The organism is Streptosporangium sp. NPDC003464, from assembly GCF_053588315.1.
The window spans coordinates 1-22,333 of sequence record NZ_JBSFPS010000115.1; the positions used below are offsets into that span (position 1 = coordinate 1).

Annotated in this window: 21 protein-coding genes and 3 pseudogenes; 13 read left to right on the plus strand and 11 right to left on the minus strand. The window is 69.6% G+C overall.

Going from position 1 to position 22,333, the window contains the following annotated elements; all coding sequences use genetic code 11:
- Both ACWDS7_RS24585 and ACWDS7_RS24590 read left to right on the plus strand, forming a co-directional pair.
- Positions 1 to 323 (plus strand): hypothetical protein (locus tag ACWDS7_RS24585; RefSeq protein WP_451931179.1); only part of this gene is annotated, 323 nt, incomplete at its 5' end.
- Positions 324 to 433: 110 nt separating this feature from the next.
- A complete protein-coding gene (locus tag ACWDS7_RS24590; RefSeq protein WP_451931180.1) occupies positions 434 to 658 on the plus strand; it encodes a helix-turn-helix domain-containing protein in 225 nt (74 codons plus the stop codon).
- A gap of 560 nt (positions 659 to 1,218) precedes the next feature.
- On the opposite strand, the gene ACWDS7_RS24595 is transcribed toward ACWDS7_RS24590, so the two are convergent.
- Together ACWDS7_RS24595 and ACWDS7_RS24600 are read right to left on the minus strand one after the other, a co-directional pair.
- The gene (locus tag ACWDS7_RS24595) at positions 1,219 to 1,725 is read right to left on the minus strand and encodes a tetratricopeptide repeat protein (RefSeq protein WP_451931204.1); all 507 of its coding nucleotides are present in this window, start codon (positions 1,723 to 1,725) and stop codon (positions 1,219 to 1,221) included.
- 110 nt (positions 1,726 to 1,835) lie between these two features.
- On the minus strand, positions 1,836 to 2,450 hold the full coding sequence (locus tag ACWDS7_RS24600) for a TetR/AcrR family transcriptional regulator C-terminal domain-containing protein (RefSeq protein WP_451931181.1): 615 nt from the start codon (positions 2,448 to 2,450) through the stop codon (positions 1,836 to 1,838).
- Positions 2,451 to 2,507: 57 nt separating this feature from the next.
- On the opposite strand from ACWDS7_RS24600, the gene ACWDS7_RS24605 reads away from it, so the two are divergent.
- Complete coding sequence (locus ACWDS7_RS24605) at positions 2,508 to 3,278, plus strand: alpha/beta fold hydrolase (protein WP_451931182.1); 771 nt, start codon at positions 2,508 to 2,510, stop codon at positions 3,276 to 3,278.
- Positions 3,279 to 3,493: 215 nt separating this feature from the next.
- Positions 3,494 to 4,072 (plus strand): hypothetical protein, encoded by a 579-nt coding sequence (locus ACWDS7_RS24610; RefSeq protein WP_451931183.1) that lies wholly within the window; start codon positions 3,494 to 3,496, stop codon positions 4,070 to 4,072.
- Positions 4,073 to 4,322: 250 nt separating this feature from the next.
- Here ACWDS7_RS24610 and ACWDS7_RS24615 read toward each other — a convergent pair whose 3' ends face one another.
- Positions 4,323 to 5,510: an alpha/beta hydrolase family protein gene (locus ACWDS7_RS24615; protein ID WP_451931184.1), complete on the minus strand. Its 1,188-nt coding sequence runs from the start codon at positions 5,508 to 5,510 to the stop codon at positions 4,323 to 4,325.
- Between the two features lie 174 nt (positions 5,511 to 5,684).
- On the opposite strand from ACWDS7_RS24615, the pseudogene ACWDS7_RS24620 reads away from it, so the two are divergent.
- Positions 5,685 to 5,820 (plus strand): annotated as a pseudogene (locus ACWDS7_RS24620) (DNA-binding response regulator); the annotation flags it as partial.
- A 109-nt stretch (positions 5,821 to 5,929) separates the two neighbouring features.
- On the opposite strand, the gene ACWDS7_RS24625 reads toward ACWDS7_RS24620, so the two are convergent.
- Together ACWDS7_RS24625 and sigJ are read right to left on the minus strand one after the other, a co-directional pair.
- Positions 5,930 to 7,096 (minus strand): NAD(P)/FAD-dependent oxidoreductase, encoded by a 1,167-nt coding sequence (locus tag ACWDS7_RS24625; RefSeq protein ID WP_451931185.1) that lies wholly within the window; start codon positions 7,094 to 7,096, stop codon positions 5,930 to 5,932.
- A gap of 65 nt (positions 7,097 to 7,161) precedes the next feature.
- Positions 7,162 to 8,034, minus strand: a complete 873-nt coding sequence (gene sigJ / locus ACWDS7_RS24630) for an RNA polymerase sigma factor SigJ (RefSeq protein WP_451931186.1) — start codon at positions 8,032 to 8,034, stop codon at positions 7,162 to 7,164.
- A 296-nt stretch (positions 8,035 to 8,330) separates the two neighbouring features.
- Between sigJ and ACWDS7_RS24635 the strand changes: the two genes are divergently transcribed.
- Together ACWDS7_RS24635 and ACWDS7_RS24640 are read left to right on the plus strand one after the other, a co-directional pair.
- Positions 8,331 to 8,960: an NTF2-like N-terminal transpeptidase domain-containing protein gene (locus tag ACWDS7_RS24635; RefSeq protein WP_451931187.1), complete on the plus strand. Its 630-nt coding sequence runs from the start codon at positions 8,331 to 8,333 to the stop codon at positions 8,958 to 8,960.
- 60 nt (positions 8,961 to 9,020) lie between these two features.
- Positions 9,021 to 9,377, plus strand: a complete 357-nt coding sequence (locus tag ACWDS7_RS24640; protein ID WP_451931188.1) for a helix-turn-helix domain-containing protein — start codon at positions 9,021 to 9,023, stop codon at positions 9,375 to 9,377.
- Here ACWDS7_RS24640 and ACWDS7_RS24645 read toward each other — a convergent pair.
- The 4 genes from ACWDS7_RS24645 to ACWDS7_RS24660 are packed head-to-tail and all read right to left on the minus strand — an operon-like array spanning position 9,298 to position 12,813.
- The gene (locus ACWDS7_RS24645) at positions 9,298 to 10,503 is read right to left on the minus strand and encodes an ABC transporter permease (protein ID WP_451931189.1); all 1,206 of its coding nucleotides are present in this window, start codon (positions 10,501 to 10,503) and stop codon (positions 9,298 to 9,300) included. The two genes, ACWDS7_RS24640 and ACWDS7_RS24645, sit on opposite strands and share 80 nt — an antisense overlap.
- Positions 10,500 to 11,231: an ABC transporter ATP-binding protein gene (locus ACWDS7_RS24650; protein WP_451931190.1), complete on the minus strand. Its 732-nt coding sequence runs from the start codon at positions 11,229 to 11,231 to the stop codon at positions 10,500 to 10,502. Before ACWDS7_RS24650 ends, ACWDS7_RS24645 begins: the two co-directional genes overlap by 4 nt.
- Positions 11,228 to 12,295, minus strand: coding sequence for a peptidoglycan-binding protein (locus tag ACWDS7_RS24655; RefSeq protein ID WP_451931191.1), 1,068 nt, complete (start codon positions 12,293 to 12,295; stop codon positions 11,228 to 11,230). The genes ACWDS7_RS24650 and ACWDS7_RS24655 overlap by 4 nt, the downstream gene beginning before the upstream one ends.
- The gene (locus tag ACWDS7_RS24660; RefSeq protein WP_451931192.1) at positions 12,292 to 12,813 is read right to left on the minus strand and encodes a hypothetical protein; all 522 of its coding nucleotides are present in this window, start codon (positions 12,811 to 12,813) and stop codon (positions 12,292 to 12,294) included. Before ACWDS7_RS24660 ends, ACWDS7_RS24655 begins: the two co-directional genes overlap by 4 nt.
- A gap of 201 nt (positions 12,814 to 13,014) precedes the next feature.
- Between ACWDS7_RS24660 and ACWDS7_RS24665 the strand changes: the two are divergent.
- Both ACWDS7_RS24665 and ACWDS7_RS24670 read left to right on the plus strand, forming a co-directional pair.
- Positions 13,015 to 13,665, plus strand: a pseudogene (locus ACWDS7_RS24665) (response regulator transcription factor); the annotation flags it as partial.
- Between the two features lie 62 nt (positions 13,666 to 13,727).
- Positions 13,728 to 14,960 carry a sensor histidine kinase gene (locus tag ACWDS7_RS24670; RefSeq protein ID WP_451931193.1) on the plus strand — a complete coding sequence of 411 codons (1,233 nt, stop codon included), beginning with the start codon at positions 13,728 to 13,730 and terminating at the stop codon, positions 14,958 to 14,960.
- A 119-nt stretch (positions 14,961 to 15,079) separates the two neighbouring features.
- Here the strand turns inward: ACWDS7_RS24670 and ACWDS7_RS24675 are convergent, their stop codons facing one another.
- Entirely contained in the window at positions 15,080 to 15,727 is a 648-nt protein-coding gene (locus tag ACWDS7_RS24675; protein WP_451931194.1) for a TetR/AcrR family transcriptional regulator, read from the minus strand.
- Between the two features lie 383 nt (positions 15,728 to 16,110).
- Here ACWDS7_RS24675 and ACWDS7_RS24680 point away from each other — a divergent pair, with 383 nt between their 5' ends.
- Positions 16,111 to 17,637, plus strand: coding sequence for an alpha/beta hydrolase family protein (locus tag ACWDS7_RS24680; RefSeq protein ID WP_451931195.1), 1,527 nt, complete (start codon positions 16,111 to 16,113; stop codon positions 17,635 to 17,637).
- 142 nt (positions 17,638 to 17,779) lie between these two features.
- Positions 17,780 to 18,292, plus strand: a complete 513-nt coding sequence (locus tag ACWDS7_RS24685; RefSeq protein ID WP_451931196.1) for a GtrA family protein — start codon at positions 17,780 to 17,782, stop codon at positions 18,290 to 18,292.
- 267 nt (positions 18,293 to 18,559) lie between these two features.
- Here ACWDS7_RS24685 and ACWDS7_RS24690 read toward each other — a convergent pair whose 3' ends face one another.
- Entirely contained in the window at positions 18,560 to 20,722 is a 2,163-nt protein-coding gene (locus tag ACWDS7_RS24690; protein ID WP_451931205.1) for a LuxR C-terminal-related transcriptional regulator, read from the minus strand.
- A gap of 73 nt (positions 20,723 to 20,795) precedes the next feature.
- Between ACWDS7_RS24690 and ACWDS7_RS24695 the strand changes: the two genes are divergently transcribed.
- Positions 20,796 to 21,866, plus strand: a complete 1,071-nt coding sequence (locus ACWDS7_RS24695) for an alkene reductase (RefSeq protein ID WP_451931197.1) — start codon at positions 20,796 to 20,798, stop codon at positions 21,864 to 21,866.
- Positions 21,867 to 22,092: 226 nt separating this feature from the next.
- Positions 22,093 to 22,206: pseudogene (locus ACWDS7_RS24700) on the plus strand (IS5/IS1182 family transposase); the annotation flags it as partial.
- Between the last annotated feature and the right edge of the window lie 127 nt (positions 22,207 to 22,333).

Consider the following 22,333-nt stretch of genomic DNA (forward strand, 5'->3'; position numbering starts at 1 on the left):
TGCTCGTCGCCGGCGCGGCGCAGTTCCTCCAGCTCGGTGCGTGTCGCGTCGGTCTGGGCGCGGGCCCGGCGGCTGTCGTCCTGGGCGGCGGCGAGTTGGGTGGCCGGGGTGTCGGTACGGCTGCGCTGCTCGGTGAGCTGGTCGTCCAGCGCCGCCGCGCGGGCGCGGGCGGCGTCCTCGCGCTCCTCGGCCTGCCGCTGGGCCTGGAGCGACGGGACAGTTCGCCGCGGCGATCGACCGGCACGGCGGCCATCTGCCCCTGCCGCATTCCAGCTAGTGGCTCGTCTCGGAATCTCGAACGGGTAATTGGTCTCGGGCGGTGAGGCCGTCAGGCTGGCTGCTTCCGCAACATGGAGGTGATCATGGTTCGCCGACCGGAGGTGTCCGTCCGGCCGTTGACGATGGAGGAAGGCCGCAAGCTGCAGCGGATCCGGTGAAACTGCGGCGGGCGATCGTGGTGATGATGTCCGGCCAAGGTCGAAGCGTTCCGGACATCACCTCGTTGATGCAGGTCAGTGACGACTACGTCCGTGATGTCATCCATGCCTTCAATGAGCGGGGGTTGCGGCGCTGGACCCAAAATGGGGCGGGGGCCGTCCACGAACGATCAGTGAGCAGGTACGTGAGCAGATCTGATTGCCAAGACGGTCCCGGCTGAGTGGGGCATCGCCGGGATGTCGACCTGGAGCCTGCGCACCCTGGCCGAGCACCTCATCACTCGAGGCGTGGTGGCCGCGAACAGCCGCGAACACCTGCGGCGGATCCTGCGCGCGGGCAGGGTGGTCTGGCGGACCACCGCCTGGAAGCCTCCAACGACCCGTACTTCATCGCCAAGATGCAGCGCGTGCTGGAGTTATACGATCAACGGCCCGCCGAGGGGCAGGCGGTCTGCGTCGATGAGTTCGGGCCGCTGAACCCGATGCCCCGCAAGGGCAAACGCTGGCGGCCGGCCGGAAGTCCGGCGCGGCTGCGGGCCACCTACAACCGCTATTACGGCGTGATGCACATGACTGCCGCCCTCGACCTGGCCACCGGCCAGCTGTACTACCGCATCCGCAAACGCAAGCGGTGGCGGGAGTTCTTGTCCTTCCTCAAGACACGGCGATCGGCGCCTACGTCCGCTGGCTCAACATCCGCGCCCAGCCCAAGACCAACTCCACGGCCAGCTCACCCATCAGGAGTTGGACCAGTTATCCAGCCAAGGCCGCATGAAGATCGCTAGATGTCGAGGAGTCGCAGGGCCGCTTGGCTTCTGGCGATCAGTTCGGGGTCGCCTTCGGTCATGCGCAAAGTCAGGGCCTCGTGCAGCACCTCGCGCGCCTCATGTCTGCGACCCAGGTCAGCGAGGGTCTTGCCGAGATGCTGGAGCGGGAAGTACAACATCTCGGGTACCTCTTTTCTCGCCAGGGCGAGCATCTCGCGGCAGAGAGTTTCCGAGGCAGCCGCGTCGCCTGAGTAGCGATAGGCGTCGGCCAGATTGATTGACGCCGCGATCCGCCTGCCGCTCGTGTCCGCCAGATCGAGCGCACGGTTGAGGTGATCGATCGCGTCGCCGTACTCGCCCAGAACCAGCAGCCCGACCCCCAGCGCGCGCAGCGTGGTGTAGTCGGTGGGGTCTTGAGCACGGGCCGAGTCGACGAGCGCGGTGAGCCTGTCGCGATCGCTGGGGACCATCCGTTGCCGCTCGTCGTAGGTGATGAGCTGGTTGATTTCTTGGAAGAGCACAGCCAAGCATTAAAGCGCATTCTTGGCGAGCAGAGGCAGGGCGAAGGGACAGGGCGCCCAGGACGACAAGAATGGCCTCACCAATCCCGCCAAGGTTCGGTGACGGGCCATTAGCCGGGTGACAGCGCAGCGGACGTGCCGTCGATGAAAACCCGCAGGCCGTGTTCGAAGGCCTCCTCGCCGATCGGCCCGCCGCCCTCACGCAGGGCAGCCACCAGCACGGCCGGTGCGCGGTCCAGGGACTCCGGCGACGGCGCTGCCGCCTGCTCCTGCAGGACGAATCCGTTTACGTAGTAGGTCAGGGAAGCGATCGTGTGCAGCGCCAGCGCCGGTGTGAAGCCCCGTTCGACCATGGCTGTCAGCTCCTGCTCGAACAGGGCTACGGTCTCGGGACTCAGTGAACGGGCGTGGGCGACCACGCGTGCGCCGTCGCGCCGGGCCAGAAGCGTGGTGCGGTAGGCCCGGGCGCGGCGCAGGAGCCAGTCCTGCCAGGCCTCGTCGTCACGGGGCGGGCCCATCCCCGGAGCCCGGCAGATCGCGTCGGCCATCCCGTCGAGCAGTTCCTGCTTGGTGCGGATGTGCCAGTACAACGCGGGGGACTGAACGCCGAGTTCCGCGGCGAGTCGGCGCACCGTGAGTCCCTCCAGCCCTACCTCGTCGAGCAGCCGAAGCGCGGTGTCGATCAGCACCTGCTTGGTCAGACCGGGCCTCTTGTCGATGGGCATGTGAGTAGCTTAGCGTCGCTAAGTGAAGCCCTTAGCGATGCTAAGTGAGGAGGCGTAGTGCGTGCTTACGACGAGGGGCAGGGGCCGCCGATCGTGATGGTCCATCCGGGGCTGTCCGACGGGAGGCGATGCGGGAAAGTGGCCGCGATCCTGTCCGGCCGTTACCGGGTGCTGCGACTGGACCGCCGGCAGTACCGGCTGGATCGCGGCGCGCCCGTCCAGGTCGAGCAGGAGGTCGAAGACGTGCTGGCGCTCATACGCTCCGTCGGGAAGCCGGTGGTTCTCTACGGTCACTCCTCCGGAGGGGTGGTCGCACTGGAGGCCCTGGTGGCCTCGCCGTCCTCGTTCGCCGGCGCCGTGATCTTCGAGCCGTCCGCGGTGATCGGGCCGCCGCTGTCGGGGGAGGGCGGCGAGGTGCTTCAGCGGGCTCGCGCGGCGATGGCGTCGGGCAAGCCGGGCAAGGCGTTGACGATCTTCATGCGGGACACCGTCGGACTGCCGGACCGGCAGGCCTGGCTCGGCGGCGCGATCACCGCCCTCATCCCGTACTACCGCCGCCTCGTCCCCAGGCAACTCGACGACCTCGAGGCGATGGACCGGCTCGGTGTACGCCTCGACGCCTACGCCGCGATCGAGGTCCCCACGGTCCTGCTCGGCGGCGAGCACAGCCCGGCGAACCTGGCCGAGCGGCTGGACGCTGTCCAGCGCGTGATGCCGCGCGCCGAGCGGGTGGTGCTCTCCGGATGTGACCACGGGGCCGACCTGAAGAAGCCGGCCGAGGTTGCCCGCGTCATCCGGGAGCTGGCCGAGAAGGTGATTGTCGGCTGAGACGATCCGCCCCCGAGTGGAGACAGCGCTGCCACGGAAGCTGCTCACGCGCCGGGCGGCCTCCAGATAGGCCCTCGGCTCCCGAGCGTGTCCTCGGCCGCCAGGCCAGTGCGGCAGGGGAGCACGAGATCAAGTATCTCTCAGTGCGGTTCCCATGGAGGACATCGGATATAATTGATCATGCGTCGGCCTCCTTCGAGCCCGACGCTTTTTTTATGTCCATCGAACTCACTCAGCAGCGCGCTCGCGGGCGCCTCTTCCACGCCATGATCACGGATCCGCGTGGTGACCAGCTCCTGCCGCTGGCAATGCTTCGGGAGCGCTACCCGGACCTCCACGCGCGTCACGTCGCCAAGTACACCGGCCGAGAGCACCTTCTACGTGAACGAGTGATACCGCTCGAGTGCACCTGGGCCGACGTGGTCTTCCTTTCACCGCTCAACCCCACAGTGTTGTTCGACGCGGTGCGAAGTGCTGGGCTGCGCATGGGCGACGTCCCGGTCTGGACACTCGACGCCTCGCAACTCGACCCAGCACGATGCTGCATCCGGCTCATGCGCGTCACACCGGGAGCCCGGACTGCCGACCCCGGCACCGAGGACGACTATCTCCCGCTGACAACCGCCACGCTACGGGCAGTCTCCGAAGTGACCGACCGCGCTCTTGAGCGGCTCCGGAACCTCAGCCCAGACGAGCCGCTGCTGCCGTGGGGCGACGTGCCACACGTTCTCCACCGTGGGCCGGTAGCGCTCAACCTCTTCCAAGGACTGCCGTCACCTTCGACGCATCCCTGACATCCATGGCGGCCGGCTTCGAGCAGCACCCAGCCACGCCTGGCCGCCGGGCATGAGGTGACCATCCGAGAGGCCGGGCAGGTCGTGCCACGTGGGCACACCGACGAGCGTTTTCTCCGCATCGAGCGGCGCGTGCCCGGCCGCGTAGGCAACCCACACGCGTTCGAGGTCGGCCGGCATGCCCAGCCGATCCCGTTCCCACGGGCCCAGGTCGATGGATGATCATCGGCCTGGAGCGCGGGTGTTCACATCAGCAGTTCTTGGCCGACGGCGCGCAGAATTGGACCTCGGGGTAGCGCGGGGAGGGCTTGTCCAGCAGGGGCTGCGGCTTGCCGCGCAGGTGCAGGTCGAAGAAGGCGGCGACGTACTCGCGGGTGATGTCCACCGAGCGGGTTTCCTTCAGGCCGCTGCCGAGGTCCACGCCGAGCTGCTGGAGCAGCATGTCGTAGTCGGTGAAGGACGGGTGCAGCGCCCCCGTCACCACCAGCCAGCGTTTCCACCCGGTCAGGTGCTCCCAGTCCCGTTTCCAGGTGCTGTCGGCTGAGGGGGCGCCCATCAACAGGAACGGTCGCGCCAGCCCGCTCTTGGGGATCGGGAGGAACATGCTGCCGTCCATGTTGATCCCAGCGCGCACCCGGGAATCCTTCAACATGGTCTCCGGGGCGGCGGCCCCTCCGACGGACTGGCCCGCCATCGCGATCCGGGCCGGATTGATCAGGGCGCTGCCCTTCCACCTGGGCCGCGGACCGGTCAACTGGTCGAGCACGAAGGGAATGTCGATCGCCCGGTTCCGGATCACCTTCTGGCCGAAGTCGTCGTCGTTGACGTTCTGGCAGGCGGCGCAGGTGGCGACCCGCCCGTCAGGGAAGGTGGTGGCGAAGTTCTCGTAGGTGTGGTCGATGCCGGCCACCACATACCCTCTGCTCGCCAGGTCCTCGGCCAGACCCGTGAGCGAACTGCGAGGCCAGGTGAAGCCGGGCGACAACACCACGAGCGGCAGACTGCGCCGGCGTCCCGACGGCTCGGCGTCGGTGAAGGCGTTCGTCCGCGTCCGGCTCAGCCCTTCCGGCGGTATGTTCTCCAGTTCCTTGATCCCCGAGCCCTTCAAGAGCAGCTCCGACTCCTTGGGGGTGACGTACGGCGCGCGCCGCCCGGCACGCGCTGCCGTCGGGTACCACAGGGAGACCATGAGCTCCCTCGTCTTGGCCGCGGGGACCCACGGGTCGGGGCGGGAGGTGTCCGTCAGGTGCAGGGACGTCGTGCCGACCCGGTGAGGGCCGGTCGGCTCCGGGAGATACGGCGCGCCGGGTGCCGCGGCAGTGGCAGCGGCGGCGGGGGCCGGCGCCCAGACGATGGAGGCCGTGAGGGCGAACAGTCCCGCGACGGCGGCCACAAGTACGGGCCTTGTCCGCGCGGGGTAGGGGTTGTCGTGTGCCATGGGGTTGATCTTGCGGTCCCGGGTCGGCGCCGGCATCGGCCGCGAGTCCATAACACCCTCGGCCGAACGGTTGATCTCTGGAGTTGGGGCCGTGACTACTCGGCTCCTCGTCACCGACGAGCAGCAACCGTGACTACTCGGCTCCTCATCACCGACAACCGGCAAATGGACGGAGCCCTGCGCTCCGGCGCCGCCGGGTTCCCGCTCAAGGACAGCGGGCCCACGCTGCTCATCGAGGCCGTCCGGGCGGCCGCGGTGGGTGACGCGCTGGTGTCGCCGTCGGTGACCGTACGGCTGCTGCAGCACCCGGTGCCCCGGATGGGGCGGGTGAACAGCTGGGCGGCGAGCTCGGCCGGCCGTGGCGGGAGCGCGGGGAACGCGGCGGCAGTGGTCCGCCGCGTTCCGCGGGAGGGCGGGGTTCAGGCGGCGGGAGTGGTCTTCTCCTCGTCGCGGGGGAAGAAGGGGAGCTCGATGTGGACGCGGTCGGCGGCGGCGAGGATCTTCTCCGCGTCGTCGACCGGCGGGTGGATTGCCTGGTTGATCCGCATCTTGATCTCCTTGCCGTCGGTGCCCGAGGCCATCACCCTTCGGTCCCAGCCCCGGGTGAAGATCCCACCGGCACCGCCCAGGTCCAGGCAGGTGACGTACGGGCCGGGGGTGAAGTCGCGCAGCGGCACACCGAGCAGGTCGGCCGCTGCGTTGTACCCGGCGACCTTGCCGAGCGGGGTGGCGTGCTGGCACGCCTGCATGACCGTGTGCTCGGCGTCGAACGCCGCCGCAGCGGTGTCCCCGGCGACGAACACCTCGGGAAGGGCGCGCAGCCGCCGGTCCACCGGTATCCGGCCGAGGTGGTCGAGCTCGTCGCAGATCTGCCGGGTGAGCTCGCTGGCCCGCATCCCCACCGACCAGACCACCGCGTCCGCTTCGACCTTGGTGCCGTCGGACAGGACGGCATGCCCTTCGCCGACCTCGGTCACCGTCGTTCCAAGACGGCGTTCGACGCCCAGCTCGTCCAGTGCCGCCTCGATCTCCTCACGCGGGCCCGGGCCGAGCTGGGCTGCGACCACCTGCGACCGGTCCACCAGTAGCACCCGGCCCCGGGCGGCCAGCGCGGTCGCGGCCTCCAGACCGGTGAACCCGGCACCGACGACCACGGCCGTGTAGTCCTCTCGGTCGCGCAGATAGCCGGTGAGTCGCCGGGCTCCGTCGAGGGTGTCGATGTCGAAGAGCCGTTCAGCGCCCGGCAGGTCGTGGGGCCGGACGAGCCGGCTGCCGGCCGCCAGCACCAGGCGGTCGTAGCCGATCTCCTCACCATCGGCCACCACCGTGCGGCGGTCGGTGTCGATCGTGCTCACCGAGGCACGCAGGTGCCCGGCGCCGATCGGCCCGAGGATCCTGCGCAGCTCCACCTTGGCCAGGTCCGGCTCCGGCTCGTACAGGCGTGGCCGCAGCACCAGGTGCTCGTTCGGCGCGATGAGCGTGATGCGCAGGTCCGCACCACCGTCCGCGCGCTCGCGTGCCAGTGCCGCGCCCGCCGCGCTCCACACGCCCGCGAAACCGCCTCCGATGATCACAACGTGTGCCATCGTCTCGTCCTCTCTCAGCCTCGCCCCTGGGGATCCGGGGGCGGCAGGGAGACAAGACAGCGGGTTCAGATGTGACCGATGTGGGCGAACTTCTCGGGATTGGCCAGTCTCCGCAACGTCGTGATCCGCCCGTCGGCGATCTCCACGGTGTCGAGCCAGACCAGTTCGCCACCGCGGTAGGTCGCCAGGGCCGGCTGCCCGTTCACCTCGATGATCTGGAACGCGTCGGGACGCCTGATCTCGATCTGCCTGACCGCCAGCAGGGCGATCGGCTCGGCGCCCTGCACCGGCCTGCGCGCGGCGGTCACCTTGCCGCCGCCGTCGGCGACATAGACGACCTCGGGGTGCAGCAGCTCGACGAGCTCAGCCATGTTTCCCGCGTCGGCGGCCGCCTTGAACGCCTTGAGCAGACGTTCGGTCTCGGCCCTGGACGCCCGGGGCCGTTCCTTGACCGCGGCGACCCGCGCCCGCGCGCGGGAGGCGAGCTTGCGGCCGGCGGCGGGCGTGCTGCCGAGCACCTCGGCGATCCGGTCGAACGGGAAGTCGAAGACGTCGTGCAGCACCAACGCGACGCGCTCGGCCGGGGTCAGCGTCTCCATGACCACCAGCATCGCGGTGCTCACCGACTCGTCCATGAGCACCTGAGCGGCGGCGTCGGGCCCGGTCAGCAGCGGTTCGGGGAGCCAGGGCCCGACGTAGGACTCCCGCCGGACACGGGCCGACTTGAGCACGTTGTAGGACGCCCGGGCGGCCAGGGTCACCAGCCAGGCCCGCAAATCGCGCACCTCGGACAGGTCGGCGGCGGCGGCGCGCAACCAGACCTCCTGCGTCACGTCCTCGGCCTCGGCCACACTGCCGAGGATCCGGTAGGCCGCCCCGAATACGGCGGGGCGATGCGATTGCCAGTCGGCCTCCGCCAACGCACCGGTCGGCTCCACCCTCGGCCTCCTGCCCTTCTCGATCAGTGCTCGGCCGCCGATTCTAGGGGTCCCGAGGTCACCTGGGCCGCCGCGACCAGGCGTATGCCCACCAAGCGCTGCCCCTGGTCGGCCTCGCCGACCCCACCGAGACCTCCGGCGAGGGCGAGTCCTTGTGAACGGAGCCGAGGCCTGACCACGCCGCCCGCATCAGAACGGCAAGTGGCGACAGTACGCGCTCCGATAACGGGGTTCCGGGACCCCTGGTCAAGGCCTGTGAATCATGTGTTGCGGCCCAGCCGATAGAGTCGCCCGGTATGCCCGCGCTTCCTCTCCGCCGGCGACGGACAGGGATCACCGTCGCCGTAGCCCTGGCCGCCATCCTCGGTTCAGGCACTGCCGTCTACCTGACGCTTCGCACCGAAGGCTCGCCCCAGCGGACGGCGACCGCGTTCCTGACGGCCTGGCAACGCGGCGACCTACCCGCCATGAAAGCCCAGGTGCTGGAACCGCCCCGAGACTTCGACGGCGTTTATGACGCCTTCACCAAGGGCTCCCAGGCCAAGCAGATAACCATCCGGAGGATCCGCGTCCGCCCCAAGGCCAACCTGAATTTCGGGGAGACCGCCACCTACCACGCCACGTTCTCCGTCACCCTCGACGGTCCGGTCCCCTATACCTATGACGGACAACTGGAGATCATCGATTTTGACCGCGCCTGGAAAGTTACCTGGTCACCCAGCGCGATCCACCCCGAACTGCAGGAGATCGGCTCCAGCGAGGTACGGCAAATCCGCGTCGTACCCCAACGCGATGGCTCCTCCCGGCTTGTCCTCCTGGAAACGCGGGCCAGAGGAGAGCAGGCAGGACGGCTCTTCGCCGACGAAGGCCTCAAACTGGCGGCAATCCTGGCCGACTCGGCCCAACCCGGGGTCACCGGTTACTGAGCTTGTGGGTGTGGTGCCGTCGAGGGCTGACGACGACAGAGCACCGGATATGTCGGATTCATGCGGTACGCACAAGGTGGTGGCCTGACCGCCGAACGCCGGACCTTTGCCGAACGCCGGACCTTTCGCGGACAGCTCCGCCTGCAGGCAGCGGAACTGTCCGCCCGACGACAGCCCAATCCCGTGATCGCCAAACGGCTACGGGTCGGCGTGCGCTCGGATCAGCGCCGGCGCAAGACCTGGACCGAAGCAGGGCTCCAGGCACTGCCGGCCCGCAGGGACCGCACGTACGCGGGCGTTGGAGGGGATACGCGCGGACACTTCAGGGCGCGGCCTGTCAGCTCGCGTGCAGCGCCAGGGTGGGGGAGAGGCGGGAAGCGCGGACCGCGGGATAGAGGCCGGCGACCGTGCCGATGACCAGCGTGGCGGCCAAGCCCCCGCCGACCGCCCACAGCGGGATCACCCAGGGGATGCCACTGCTCGCCGCGTAGACGCCGGTGGCGGCAGCACCCAGGACGATGCCGGCGGCGCCGCCGAGCCCGGACAGCAGCAGCGACTCGGTGATGAACTGGCTCCTTATCTGGCCGCGGGTGGCGCCGATCGAGCGCCTGAGCCCGATCTCGTAACGACGCTCGAGAACCGAGATGATCATGGTGTTGGCGACACCCACGCCGCCCACCAGGAGTGCCACTCCTCCAAGGCCGAGCAGCAGGTTGCTGAAGGCTCCCTCCACGGCGGCCTTGGCCTGGAGCCCGGACGAGGGGTCGCTGACGTTGACATTGTGCGGGGTCTGCGGGTCGACCGAGCGCGGGATCAGGGCGTGGACGGCGTCGACCCTCACGTCGGCAGAGCGCTCGTAGACGGTCGTGGGACGGCCGTCGAAGCCGAGTCGGGAGCGGGCCACGTCCCAGCCGACCAGCGCGGAGCGGGCGATGTCGGGGGCCAGGGGCAACGGGCCGATGATGCCGAGCACGGTGAAGTACTGCCCGTTGATGTAGACCTGCTGGCCGGCCGCAGTGATGCCGAGGCGCTTGGCGGCCACATCGCCCAGGACGACGGACGGGTACTTGCCGGTGGCGCCGTTCAGCCAGGTGCCGCTCATCATGCGAGCCCGCAGGGTGGTGAGGAGGTCCCCGCTCGCGGCCTGGACCGCGATACCGCCGGTGATGTCGCCGGAGATCTTGTCCGAACGCCTTACGGAGAAGGGGAGCTGACCGGTGGCGCCGACGTGTTCCACACCGTCGATCCGCGCCACCCGGCCCGCCGCGTCCTCGGCCAGCGGTACTTTCTTCCCTGTCAGGAGATCCTCGCCCGGGGTGATGACGAGCATGTTGGTACCCAACCTGTCGAGTTCCTGAAGGAGCTGCTCCTTGCTGGACGCGGAGATGCCCACCACCGCGATCATCGTGGCGATGCCGATCGCGATGCCCAAGGCAGACAGCACCACCCGCATCGGGCGGTTCCGCATCCCGGCCGAGCCGGTGTGCAGCACGTCCCGGGGTGTCAGCCTGGCCGGCTTCAGGGCCGGCCGCCGCCCGCTCACCGGGCGTCCCCCTTCGAGAGGGAAGCCACCACGGGGTTGCCGGCGTCCTCGACGACCAGGCCGTCGCGGATCCTGACCCGGCGGGGCAGCATCTCGGCGATCTCCGTGTCGTGGGTGATGACAGCGATGGTGGCGCCCTCCTTGTTGAGTTCATGGAGCAGCTCCATGACGGCCTCGCCGGACGCCGAGTCGAGCGCGCCCGTCGGCTCGTCCGCGAGCAGCAGATCGGGCTCGCCGACAACCGCCCTTGCGATGGCGACCCGCTGCTTCTGCCCGCCGGACAGCTCGTGAGGCCGGTGCTTCAACCGCTCGCCGAGCCCCACCCGTTCGAGTGCCTCGCCCGCCCTCCTGCGGCGTTCGGCGCGCGGCAGCCCGGAGTACAGCAGCCCCTCGGCCACGTTGTCCTGGGCGCTCATGCCTGGCACCAGGTGGAACGCCTGGAAGACGAACCCGATGTGCTGGGCCCGCAGCGCGGAGAGCTTGCGGTCGCTGAGCGCAGCCGCGTCGTACCCCGCGATCCGCACGGACCCGGCCGTCGGCAGGTCGAGGGTGCCGACGATGTGGAGCAGCGTGGACTTGCCCGACCCCGAGGGCCCGACGATCGCGAGGAGTTCACCCCGCTCGATGGTCAGGTCCACCCCGCGCAGCGCGGTGACGCCGCCCGGGTACTCCTTGGTGACGCCGGCGAGTTCGACCACCGGCGGCGCGGTTCGGATGGCCGTGCTCATGTCGACGGCACCCCGACCCGCATGCCGCCCCGCAGCCCGTCGCCGGAGATCTCCACCCGGCCCTGCGCGAACATGCCGAGCTTCACCTTCACCTCACGGGCCTTGCCGTTCTCGACGACCTGCACCCCGAACGAACCGTCGTCCAGCGCGAGCAGCGCCCCGACCGGCACACTCAGCACGTTCTTGCGGGTCTCGCCCTTGAGCCACACAGTGGCGGGCGACTTGTCGAAGCCCTTGACCTTGCCGGGGTCACCGAACGTGACCACGACGGCGATCCGGGGGGTCTTGTCGTTGGGGTCGTCGCCGAACTTCGCGGTGGACCCGACCGAGGAGACGGTGCCGCGTGTCCTGGTCCCGTCAGGCAACTGCACCTGCACTTCCTTGCCGACCTTGACCAGCGCCGCCTGCGCCACCTTCACCTGCAACCGTACGACCCGGGCCGAGCCGGTGGTGGTGAGCAACCTCTGCCCGAGCGCGGTCCGGTCGCCGACCGCCGCGTCCGCGCTCTGCACCCGCACCGCACCGGGCGCGAACGCGATCTGGTCGGGACCGGTCTCGCCGGTCTCCTCCAGCCCGTGCGCCCGCTGCCACCGCTTGACCGCGTCGGCCGTGCCGGGCGTGAACTTGTTGTCGGCGACGAGGCCGCTGCCGTACCCGAGCGCCCGCAGGTTCCGCTTCAGCTGCCGGACGTCGTTGCCCGAGTTCCCGCTCCTGAGCGACCGGTACATGGGCTCGGTTCCATACATCAGCCGTACGCTCTTGCCGTCGACGGCGTAGAGCCGGTCGTCCCGCCTGATCTTGGCACCGGCGGCACTGATCCAGGTCACCGTGCCGGCCGCACCCGAGTTGACCCTGCTCTCCTTGTTGTAGCCAAGAGTGCCGTCCACGCTGGTGCTGCTGACCAGATCGCCGTCGGTGATCGGCGCGGTGGCCGGTGGCAGCCCGGTCCGCTGTTGCCCGGAGTCCTTGGCGTCCGACTGGTCGACCAGGCCCGTGACAGCGAAGCCGCCACCCGTCACGGCCGCGACCGCCGCCACGGTGACGGCTGTGGTGCGGCCCCTCATGCGGCGCACTCGTTCAGCGCCTTCATGAACTTCTCCGGGTCAGCCCCCTGGGGGAGCTTGAAACCGCTGTTCGCCCCGTCCGGCCCCGCCTTGGGGTCGGGCATGTCGAAGCCCTTCGCGCGCACACACTCCGCGATCTTGACCTGCTGGTCCAGCGACTGCTGGCTGCCTGAGTCGCTGTGGCCCCCGCTGCCTCCGCTGCCGCACTCGTCGAGCGCCTGCTTCCACTTCTCCGGAGAGACTCCGGCGGGCTGGTTGAGCACCTCGGCGTACGGGTTCGCGCCCGGCTTCAGGTCGGGCACGTCCATGCCCTTGCCGCGCAGGCAGGAACGCAGGGCCTGCGCCTTGTCGGCGGCCGCACTGTCGCCCGCTCCGCTGCCGCCCGCTCCGTTACCGCCCGTCGTGACCGTCTCCTTCGCCCCATCGTCCGATCCGGACGATGGGGAGCAAGCGGTGGTGAGCATGGCCAGGGCGGCAAGACCGGACGCCAGGACCAGGGGGAGCCTGTGGTTCCTCATTGTGTTTCTCCTCGCGGACAGGGGTGCGCGGCGGCGGGCGCCGCGCCGGTACCGCGTGATCGCGGCTGGTGAGAGAGTCGCAGAGGGGGCTGTTTCGTTTCTCTTACAGCCGACCCGAGCCCCGGTGCGGGCCGACTGCAGGCCCGGGCACGCGGGTCGGCGCAACAACGGCGAAAGGTCCATTTCAGATAGACATAAGGCATGCGCGTACTAGTGGTGGAAGACGAGGCGTTCCTGGCCACGATGATCGCCTTGGGTCTGCGCCGTGACGCGATCACGGTGGATGTCGCCCTCGACGGCCTCAGTGGGCTGCGCAAGGCGCAGCTCGGTGATTACGACGTACTCGTGCTCGACCGCGACCTGCCGGGCCTGCACGGCGACGAGGTCTGCCGCCGACTGGTCGCCGACGGCCTGCTCACCCGTATCCTGATGCTCACCGCCGCCACCACCATCCCCGACCGGGTCGCGGGCCTGGGCCTCGGCGCCGACGACTACCTCACCAAGCCGTTCGCGTACGACGAGCTCCTGGCCAGGGTCCTCGCGCTCGGCCGGCGTGCCAGGCCGGCGCTCCCTCCGGTCATCGAGCGGGCCGGAATCGTCCTGGACACCGCACGCCGCCAGGTCGAACGGCACGGCCGCAGGCTCACGCTCACCCGCAAGGAGTTCGCCGTCCTGGAGACCCTGATGCGGGCCGACGGCGCGGTGGTCAGCGGCGAGGACCTCATCGAGCAGGTGTGGGAGGAGTATGCGGGTTACAACACCAATCCGGTACGGGTCGCCCTCAGCCGGCTGCGGGCCAAACTCGGCGATCCGCCGGTCGTGGAGACCGTCTCCGGCGCCGGTTACCGCATCGCCCTCGCCCCGGCCGCACCGAAGGACGACGAGCGATCCCCGGCCGATCTTGAGGAAGGCAAGTGATCCGCACCCGCACCAGGGGATGGCAGGCGCTCCGCCGGCTGCGCCCCGCCACTGAGCGCGCCCGCCTCACCGTCCTGTACGGCAGCCTGCTGCTCGGCGCGGCGTGCGTGCTCGTCACGGTCATCTACTCCTTCGTCCAGGACGGGCTCGACAACCGCATCGGCAGCGCCTTCTCGGGCGTATGGCCGGTCATCCAAGTCGCCCCGCCCACGGCATCCGGACCCCGCCCCGGCGGTCTGCCCACGGCATCCGGACCCCGCCCCGGCAGCCTGATCTCCTTGGACCAGGCCGGCGAGTACGCCCAGACCAAGATGGTCGGCGCCGCCGCCGACGCCACGCTCAGCCGCCTGCTCACCGTCTCCGGCATCGCACTCGCCGTCTTCGCCGCATTCTCACTGTTGCTGGCCTGGTGGATGGCGGGCCGCGTGCTGCGCCCGGTCGGCGTGATCACCGCCACCGCCCGAAAGCTCTCCGGCGAGAACCTCCACCAGCGCATCGGCCTGAAGAGCCCGCCCGGCGAGCTGAAGGAACTGGCCGACACCTTCGACCAGATGCTGGACCGGATCGAGCAACTGGTCACCGCCCAGCGAAGGTTCGCCGCCAACGCCGCGCACGAACTGCGTACCCCGCTCGCCGTCCAGCGGGCGGCGGCCGACATCGGCCTGCTCGACACGGACCCCGAACGGGTGCGATGGATCCGCAGCAAGCTCATCGAGGTCGCCGACCACAGCGAACACCTCATCGAGTCGCTGCTGCTGCTCGCCGCCACCGACCAGGGACTGGAGCGACCCGAACCGGTCGCGCTGGACAAGACCACAACGAACGTGGCCGCCGAACTCGCCGACGAGGCGGGGGAGCGCGGTATCTCCGTCGAGATCACGGCCGCGCCGACAACCGTCGAGGGCGACCCGGTGCTGCTCGCCCACCTCGTCCGCAACCTGCTCGGCAACGCCCTGCGCTACAACGAGTGGGGCGGCATCGTCCGGATCACCCTCACCGCCCCGGACCGTACGCTCACCGTCGCCAACACCGGGTCGCTCGTGCCCGCCGACGAGGTCCCTCTGCTCTTCGAGCCGTTCCGCCGCCTCCATGAACGTCGGCACACGGCGGGCGAGGGCGCCGGGCTCGGCCTGTCCATCGTCGCCTCCATCGCCCGAGCCCACGGCGCCGCCGTTACCGCCGAGGCCAACCCTAGGGGCGGCCTCACCGTGCGCGTGTGTTTTCCTTGACGAGCACCGCCCCAACTGGCCCCCAAGAGCTCCTGACACAATGACGTGAGGCGTCGCCGGCAGATGAGCGCGCAGCCGAGGCTGAAGAGCTCGGCGGGCGTTCGCCGTGGTCCGTGCACTCAGCGGGTCTCCTGTCGATCGGCCCGGTTCCGGATCCCGCCGAGTACGGCGTCGAGCATCCGGTCGAACTCCGCCACAGACCCGAAGCCGGCCTGCAGGGGCGTGAGGGTGGCCATCGTCGGGTACACCGTGGCGTCGATCGCGGGCATGTCACCGACCCCGTCGGGCCCGCCGCTGAGGACCGCCAGCAGATATCCGTTGAGAAAGCCGAACAGCATCAGCGGCGCGTCCGCGACCACCTGGTCGGGCAGACCGGCCTCACGCATCGCGGTGACCAGTCGTTCCAGGGCGGCGAGGGCCACCGGCGAGGTCTGGGCGCGCGTAGCCAGCAGCGGGAACACCCGGGGATGCCGGTAGGCCATCTCCCGGTAGCGGTGCGCCGTCCAGCGGGTGATCTCTTCCCAGCCGCGGGGCGTGTCGTCCGCGCCGGCCGCCACCTCGGCGAGCACGGCCTCGGAGATCGCGTCCAGCAGCGCCGCTTTGCCCTTGATGTGGTGGTAGATCGACATCGGGTCGACCCCGAGCTCCTCCGCGAGCCGCCGTATCCCGAAGCGCTCGAGGCCGTCGCGGTCGACGAGCACGACGGCGGCGGCGGCGATGCGCCCGCGATCGAGCCCCGCCGACGTGCCCTGTGTGCGTCTGGCCACGTCTACTCCCTCCCTCTTGCCAAATCTACACCGTAGAATTTATCGTGCAGGTGGAAACCTACGACGTAGGTTTCGGAGGGAAGCGGTCATGACCACAATGTCCAGCTGCCCGCGGTCACCGTCTCGGTCGAGCATCGCCTCCTCCCTCGGACAGTCCACTGTCGGTGGCCCATCCAGCACGCCCTCACCGCACCCACCCTGCGGACCCGCTACCCGGTGGCAAGGACGTCCGAGCGCCGAGCACCCCCGCCCCCGTACAGACAGGAGACCCGCATGCCCAAGCTGCCTGAGCCGCAGCTCGCCAACGCCGACGACCTGGTCCGGCTCGACCCGGTCTCCGCCCGAACGGCCGTCGGCAGCAGCCACAACCTGAGGAGCGCCTGATGAGACCCCTGGAGATCCTGCTGTCGGCCGCCAACCTGCTGGGGCTCGCGATCGTGGTGATCCCCCGGCTACGCGCGCTGCGCCGGCCAGGCTCCGTGGTGCCCGCCGCGCTGCTCCTGGCGGCAGCGCAGCTCCTCGTCGAAGGCCCGCGCTGGCAGCTGGCCCCTGCCTACGCGCTGACCGCGATCCTCTTCCTGACCTGGCTGACCGGCGTCGTCCGGCCGAGCGCCGTGCACGTCAACCGACTGGTCGCCGGCTCAGCCGCCGGACTGGGTGCGCTGGCGGCCCTCGCCTCCATCCTCCTGGCGACGGTGATGCCCGTATTCCGTTTCCCCGAGCCGACCGGACCGTATGCGATCGGCACTACGACCTACCACTGGGTGGACGCAGGCCGTCCGGAGCTGTTCACCGACGCCCCCGATGATCACCGGGAACTCATGGCGCAGGTCTGGTATCCCGCCGAGCCTCAGCCGTCGGCGCCGCGCACCCCCTACATCCAAGACGCCGAGGCGGTGACGTCGGCGATGGCGCGCCTGGCCGGCTTCCCGGAGCCCGTCTTCAGCCAGCTCAGGTACGTGACCACCAACGCCGTCACGTCCGCTCGGATGGCGGTCGACCGCCCCCGCTACCCGGTGCTCATCTCCCTCACCGGGCTCAGCGGGTTCCGCGCCGCGAGCACCTTCCAGATCCAGGAACTGGTCTCGCACGGCTACGTGGTCGTCGGGCTCGACCAGCCGGGCGCCGCCGCCATGACACGCTTCCCCGACGGGCGGGAGATCCCGGGGTGGCCCAGGGACAAGATCTATCCGCTGATCAGCCAGAGCTGGACGCCGCGGCCCGACGCGCCGACACTCCAGGGGGAGGCGCTTCCCGACGGGATCATCCCGTACTTCGCGCAGGACGTCAGCTTCGCGCTCGACCGGCTCGCGGGGCTGAACGGAGCCGACCCCGACGGCATCCTGACCGGCCGCCTCGACCTCGAGCGCGCCGGCGTCTTCGGGATCTCGTGGGGCGGCGCGACCGGTGCCGAGGCGTGCGCGAAGGACCAGCGCCTCAAGGCGTGCTTCATCATGGACGTTCAAATGACGGCCCACGTCGTCAGGGCGGGCTTGCGGCAGCCAGTCATGTTCATGACCCGCGATACCGAGACCTTCCGTCTCGAACGGGAGCGCAGCGGCGGCTGGCCGGAGAAGGAGATCTCCGAGACCATCGAGACCATAACCGACGTGTACCAGCGCCTGCCGGGCGCCGGCTATTACGTGGAGGTCCCTGGGTTGTTCCACGTCGACTTCACCGACGTCCCGGTCTGGTCACCGGTCACACCGCAGCTTGGCCTGAACGGGACGATCGACGCTCAGCGAGCACACGACATCGTCAACGCCTACTCGCTCGCGTTCTTCGACAAGCATCTCAAGGGACAGTCACCGTCACTGCTCGAAGGGCCGTCGGGCCGCTTCCCGGAAGCGCGGTTCATGCATCACCGGGGCGGGCTGGAGCAGCCGTCAGCCGCCACGCGCCCTCGGTGACCGTTGTCCATGCCGCCAGGCCGGGCGGACGAGGGGTCCGCCCGGCGGGGGCCCGGTACTACTCCGTAAATCTTGTTACCAGGGTGTTCGACTGGTGAGAAGATCGGGGGTGCTCCGAACAGCAAACGCAGTACTCGCAAGATTGCCGGAACCGCTGCACGCATTTGCGCTGAAGCACCGTGAACTGCTGAAGTTCGTGGTGGTGGGTGGAACAGCCTTTTTGGTGGACAACACGATGTTCTATGGGCTGAAGCTGACCGTTCTGGAACCGAAGCCGGTGACCGCGAAGATCATCGCGGTGCTCGTGGCGACGATCGTGTCCTACGTGTTGAACCGCGAATGGTCGTTCCGGACCAGGGGCGGCCGCGAGCGCCGTCACGAGGCGGCGCTGTTCTTCCTGGTCAGTGGCGTCGGTCTAGTGCTCAGCTCCGCGCCGCTATGGATCTCCCGGTACGTATTTCGTCTGGAGACCCCGGATGTGAGCCTGCTGACCCAGGAGATCGCCGACTTCACGAGCGCGCAGGTCATCGGCACGCTGATCGCCATGGTCTTCCGCTTCTGGGCGCTCCGGAAGTGGGTCTTCCCCGACGAGAAGGCCCGGTCCGGCAGCGTGCGACTGGCTCCCACTCCCGATTCCACGGACGAGGCGGCTTGATGGCGGCGAATCCAGAAGCCGTTCCGGCGGTTGGGCTGTTTCATGCCGGTGCGGGCACGCGCTGTCATGGCCCAGGCCGAGGTGCTTTCGGCTGTGCAGCCCTCACGTGCGGAGCAGTGCCGTACCCAACTGTTGATCATGCAGAAGGAATCGCGCTGGTTCGACGCTCCGGTCGAGCAGACTGAGCTCACTTACCTGTCGGCCCGCGCCGAGTTGCTGTGCGGCCGGCCGGACTGAAGTTGACGGGATCACGTCTGATCATCGCGATCAGGCCGGATCTTGTCGTTGCAGGGGCTTCCACGCCGGGCCGCCCGCGGCTGCGGTCACGTGGTCACCCTCATCACCTGTAGGGGAGCCGTTTCTGAGCACGGTGTGAAGTTCGTGTCGGGAGGCGACACCGAGTTTCGGATATGCCTTGTAGAGGTGGTATTCCACGGTTCTCGGACTGATGAAGAGCTGTGAGGCGATCTCGCGGTTGCTGACGCCCGCTGCGGCCAGCCGGACGATGCGGCGTTCCTGTGAGGTGAGCCGGCTGAGCGGCTCTGCTCGCGAAGCGGAGTGCTCACCGGCCGCATGCAGTTCGGCACGGGCCCGCGTGGCCCACGCTGCGGCGCCGAGATGCTCGAACAGTTCCGCAGCCAGGCGGAGCGGATGCCTCGACTGGGACGTGCGGCGTGCTCGGCGGAGCCGCTGGCCGTACAGCAGAGCGGTGCGGGCTCGCTCGAAGGGACGTCCGCCCCGCTCGTGAAGGTGCACGGCGCGCGCTAGCAGGTCGTCGGCCTGTTCGCCCTGGCCGGCCAGGGCCTGGATGCGCAGTGCCACCGCCATGGCCCAGTCCTGGCCGGTCCGCTCGGCCCATTCGGTGAAGCGGGCGAGCGGCTCGGCGGCGCGTTCGGGCCTGCCGGCCATGATCGCTGCCTCTACCAGGTCGGCGGCGGCGATCATGGGAGTGTCCGGTTGGCGCCAGCGCGCTTCCAGGTGGGGGAGGGCCTCGTGGAACCGGCCGAGCCCGAGTTCCAGCAGACCGGGCAGACCATCGGAGGAACCTTCGAGGGCGGCGATTTCGGCGAGGAGGTCAGATGTGGGAGCAGCGTCAGCAGCGATCCGGGTGGCCTCCTCGACAGCTGCTCTGGCCTCGGAGAACCGGCCTGCGGTGATCAGGGCCCGGGCCAGCCAGCCGAGTGGTTCTGGCAGCGCGTCGCATCGGCCTTGCTCGCGCAGCCGCGCCACCTGCCGGGTGGCGAGAGCGAGGGCGGCGTCGTCGTCTCCGGCCAGCAGCATGGCTTGGACGCTCTCCTGGCCGGCGAGGCGGGGCAGCGCCCGCTCGTAGTCGTGGGCGCGCAGGAGTCGCCTGGCGGCCGCGCCGCTGCGCCGGGTGCGTTGTTCCGGCTGGGCGCTGAGGAGCGCGGCGTGGTCGTAGATGCAGGCCGCCAGCAGGGGATCGGCGCGGCGGGCGAGGTCTTCGAGCTCTGCTGCGATCTTCTCGTCCGGGGTCATGGTGGCCGCGAGCCGGTGCGCCAGGCGGCGGACCGGGTCGTGTACGGCGTCGGACAGCAGGCGGTGCGCGCGTAGCCGGTCCGCGAGCGGGACCAGACAGTAGGCGGCGGCGCGGTCCAGGGGGTGCCGGAACTCTACCCGCATCCCCGTGACACGCAGGACGCCCTCTGCTTCCGCAAGGTCGTTCTCGGTCAGGCCGAGCGCGGCCGCTGCCGTCATGATGGCGGCGAGGTCGCCATCGCGTTCCGCGGCGATCAGGGACAGGAGCGGGCGGCTGCCCTCGGAGACCGCGGTGGCCAGCCGGTGGCCGAACCGGCCGAGCACGCGCGGCCGTACGGCGAGCAGGGGCGGCGGTATTACGCGGCCGAGACGCTGCTCGGTGGTGAGTGCGCTGGCGAACTCGCGCAGCGCGAGCGGGTTGCCCTCCGCTTCCCGCACGATCCGCTCGCGGACCTGGGGGTTCAGTTCGACGTCGGCGATGAGCTCCGCTGCCTCGGCCGCGTCCAGGGCGGGCAGGGCCAGCTCCGGTACGCCGGGAGCGTCGAAGTCGTCGTCGGCCGCGAAGATGATCACCACACCCTCGGCATGCGCTCGACGCGCGGCGTAGACAAGTGCGGCTGCGGAGAAACGGTCCAGCCAGTGGGCATCGTCGACCAGGACAACCCGAGGGCCTTCCCTCAATAGCGCTATCAGCGCCTCCCCGGCCTGGAACGGGTCGGTGGCATTGCGCAGTGATACGGGACGTAGGAGCCGGTCGAGAGCTGCCGCCTGCAGGCCGTACTCGGCCTCGATGCCGGTGGTGCGCAGCGTCCGCCGACCGTGCGCGGCCTCCTCCAACAGGGTGGACTTGCCCGAGCCCGCCGTGCCTCGGATGAGCAGGGTGCCGCCGGTCGCCTGTTCCACCAGCGCGGATATTTCCGTTCTTACCGTCATCTGCACCCCCGTGACGCTACCCCGTGGGCACTACGGATGTCGGCCCAGTGGTCCCGTCCCTAACGTCCCTGTCATGGCCAAGACACTGTTTGACACCGTGACCGTCGGCAAGCTCGAGCTGCCCAACCGGCTGGCGATGGCCCCGATGACCCGCAGCCGGGCCGCCGCCGGAGGGCTGGCCACGGAACTGACCGCCGAGTACTACGCCCAGCGCGCCGGCGCAGGACTGATCATCACCGAAGGCGTCCAGCCCTCCGTGATCGGGCAGGGTTCCATCGACACCCCGGGCCTGCACAACGCTGAGCAGGTCGAGGCGTGGCGCCGAGTGACCGATGCCGTGCACGACCGGGACGGCCGCATCTTCGCCCAGCTCTGGCACAGCGGCCGGGTCGCGCATCCCAGTCTGTATCCCGATGGCAGACTCCCGGTGGCGCCCTCGGCCGTCCCCTCAGGCGGGCAGATGACCGCGCGCGACGGGACGATGCTCGACCACCCCACACCGCATGCGCTGACCGTGGCGGAGATCGCTCAGACGATCGCCGACTTCGCCCAGGCCGCACGCAACGCCATGGACGCCGGGTTCGACGGGGTGGAACTGCACGGCGCCAACGGTTACCTGATCCAGCAATTCCTGTCCGACAACGTCAATCTGCGAACCGACGAGTACGGAGACAAGATCCGCTTTGCCGTCGAGGTCACCCACGCCGTGACCGAGGCGATCGGCCCCGAGCGCACCGCCATCCGGCTGTCCCCGGGGAACCCGTACAACAACATCGAGGAAAGCGACCCGATGGGCGTCTACACCCGTCTGGTCCGCGCGCTCCACCCCGACCTGGCCTACGTGCACCTGCTGGAAGTCGGGAACAGGCGGGTCACCGAGGAGATCCGCGCTGCCTGGCCCGGCGTGCTCATGCTCAATCCCCACTCCGGGACCACCCCGGTATACGCCGGGATGCACGCCTCGCCCGAAGCCGCCGAGGAGGCACTGACCGTCGCCGACGTCATCAGTCTGGGCGCCCTCTGGCTGGCCAACCCCGACCTGCCGGAGCGGGTACGGCGCGGCGGGCCGTACAACGAACCGGACCGAGCCACCTTCTACGGTGGGGACCACGAGGGCTGCACCGACTACCCCGCGCTGTCGTGAGCGACGGACCCGCCCAGGCTGTCGGGGACGAGTCGGTCGCCTCCACGCACGGTTCCGCGAGGAACTGACCGAACTGCGCAGGCAGCTCGCCGAGGGGAAGACCCCGGTTCTCGGCACGGACCTGCGCACCTACTGCCTCACCTGGTGCGACGCACCGGCGTGAAAGGCCGTTCGGGATCGGGCCTGCGCGAGGAGGTCCGCCGCAAGGGCCGCCGCGTACTACCCCGCGGCAGTCATCGACGCCCAGACCGTCAAGACCTCACTCAGCGCCCCCGAGGCCGCCCAGGGCCACGATGCGGGCAAGAAGCCCAGGGGCCGCAGACGCCACATCGCCACCGACTGAATCGCCCCGGTTGATGGCACTGTCCAGACGCGTTCGAGATCTTGGTCGAGTATGGACCAGCACGACCCTCCGTGACCATACGGTGGCGGGCCGGCCGCCACCTCTCCACCGATGCGGCGGAATC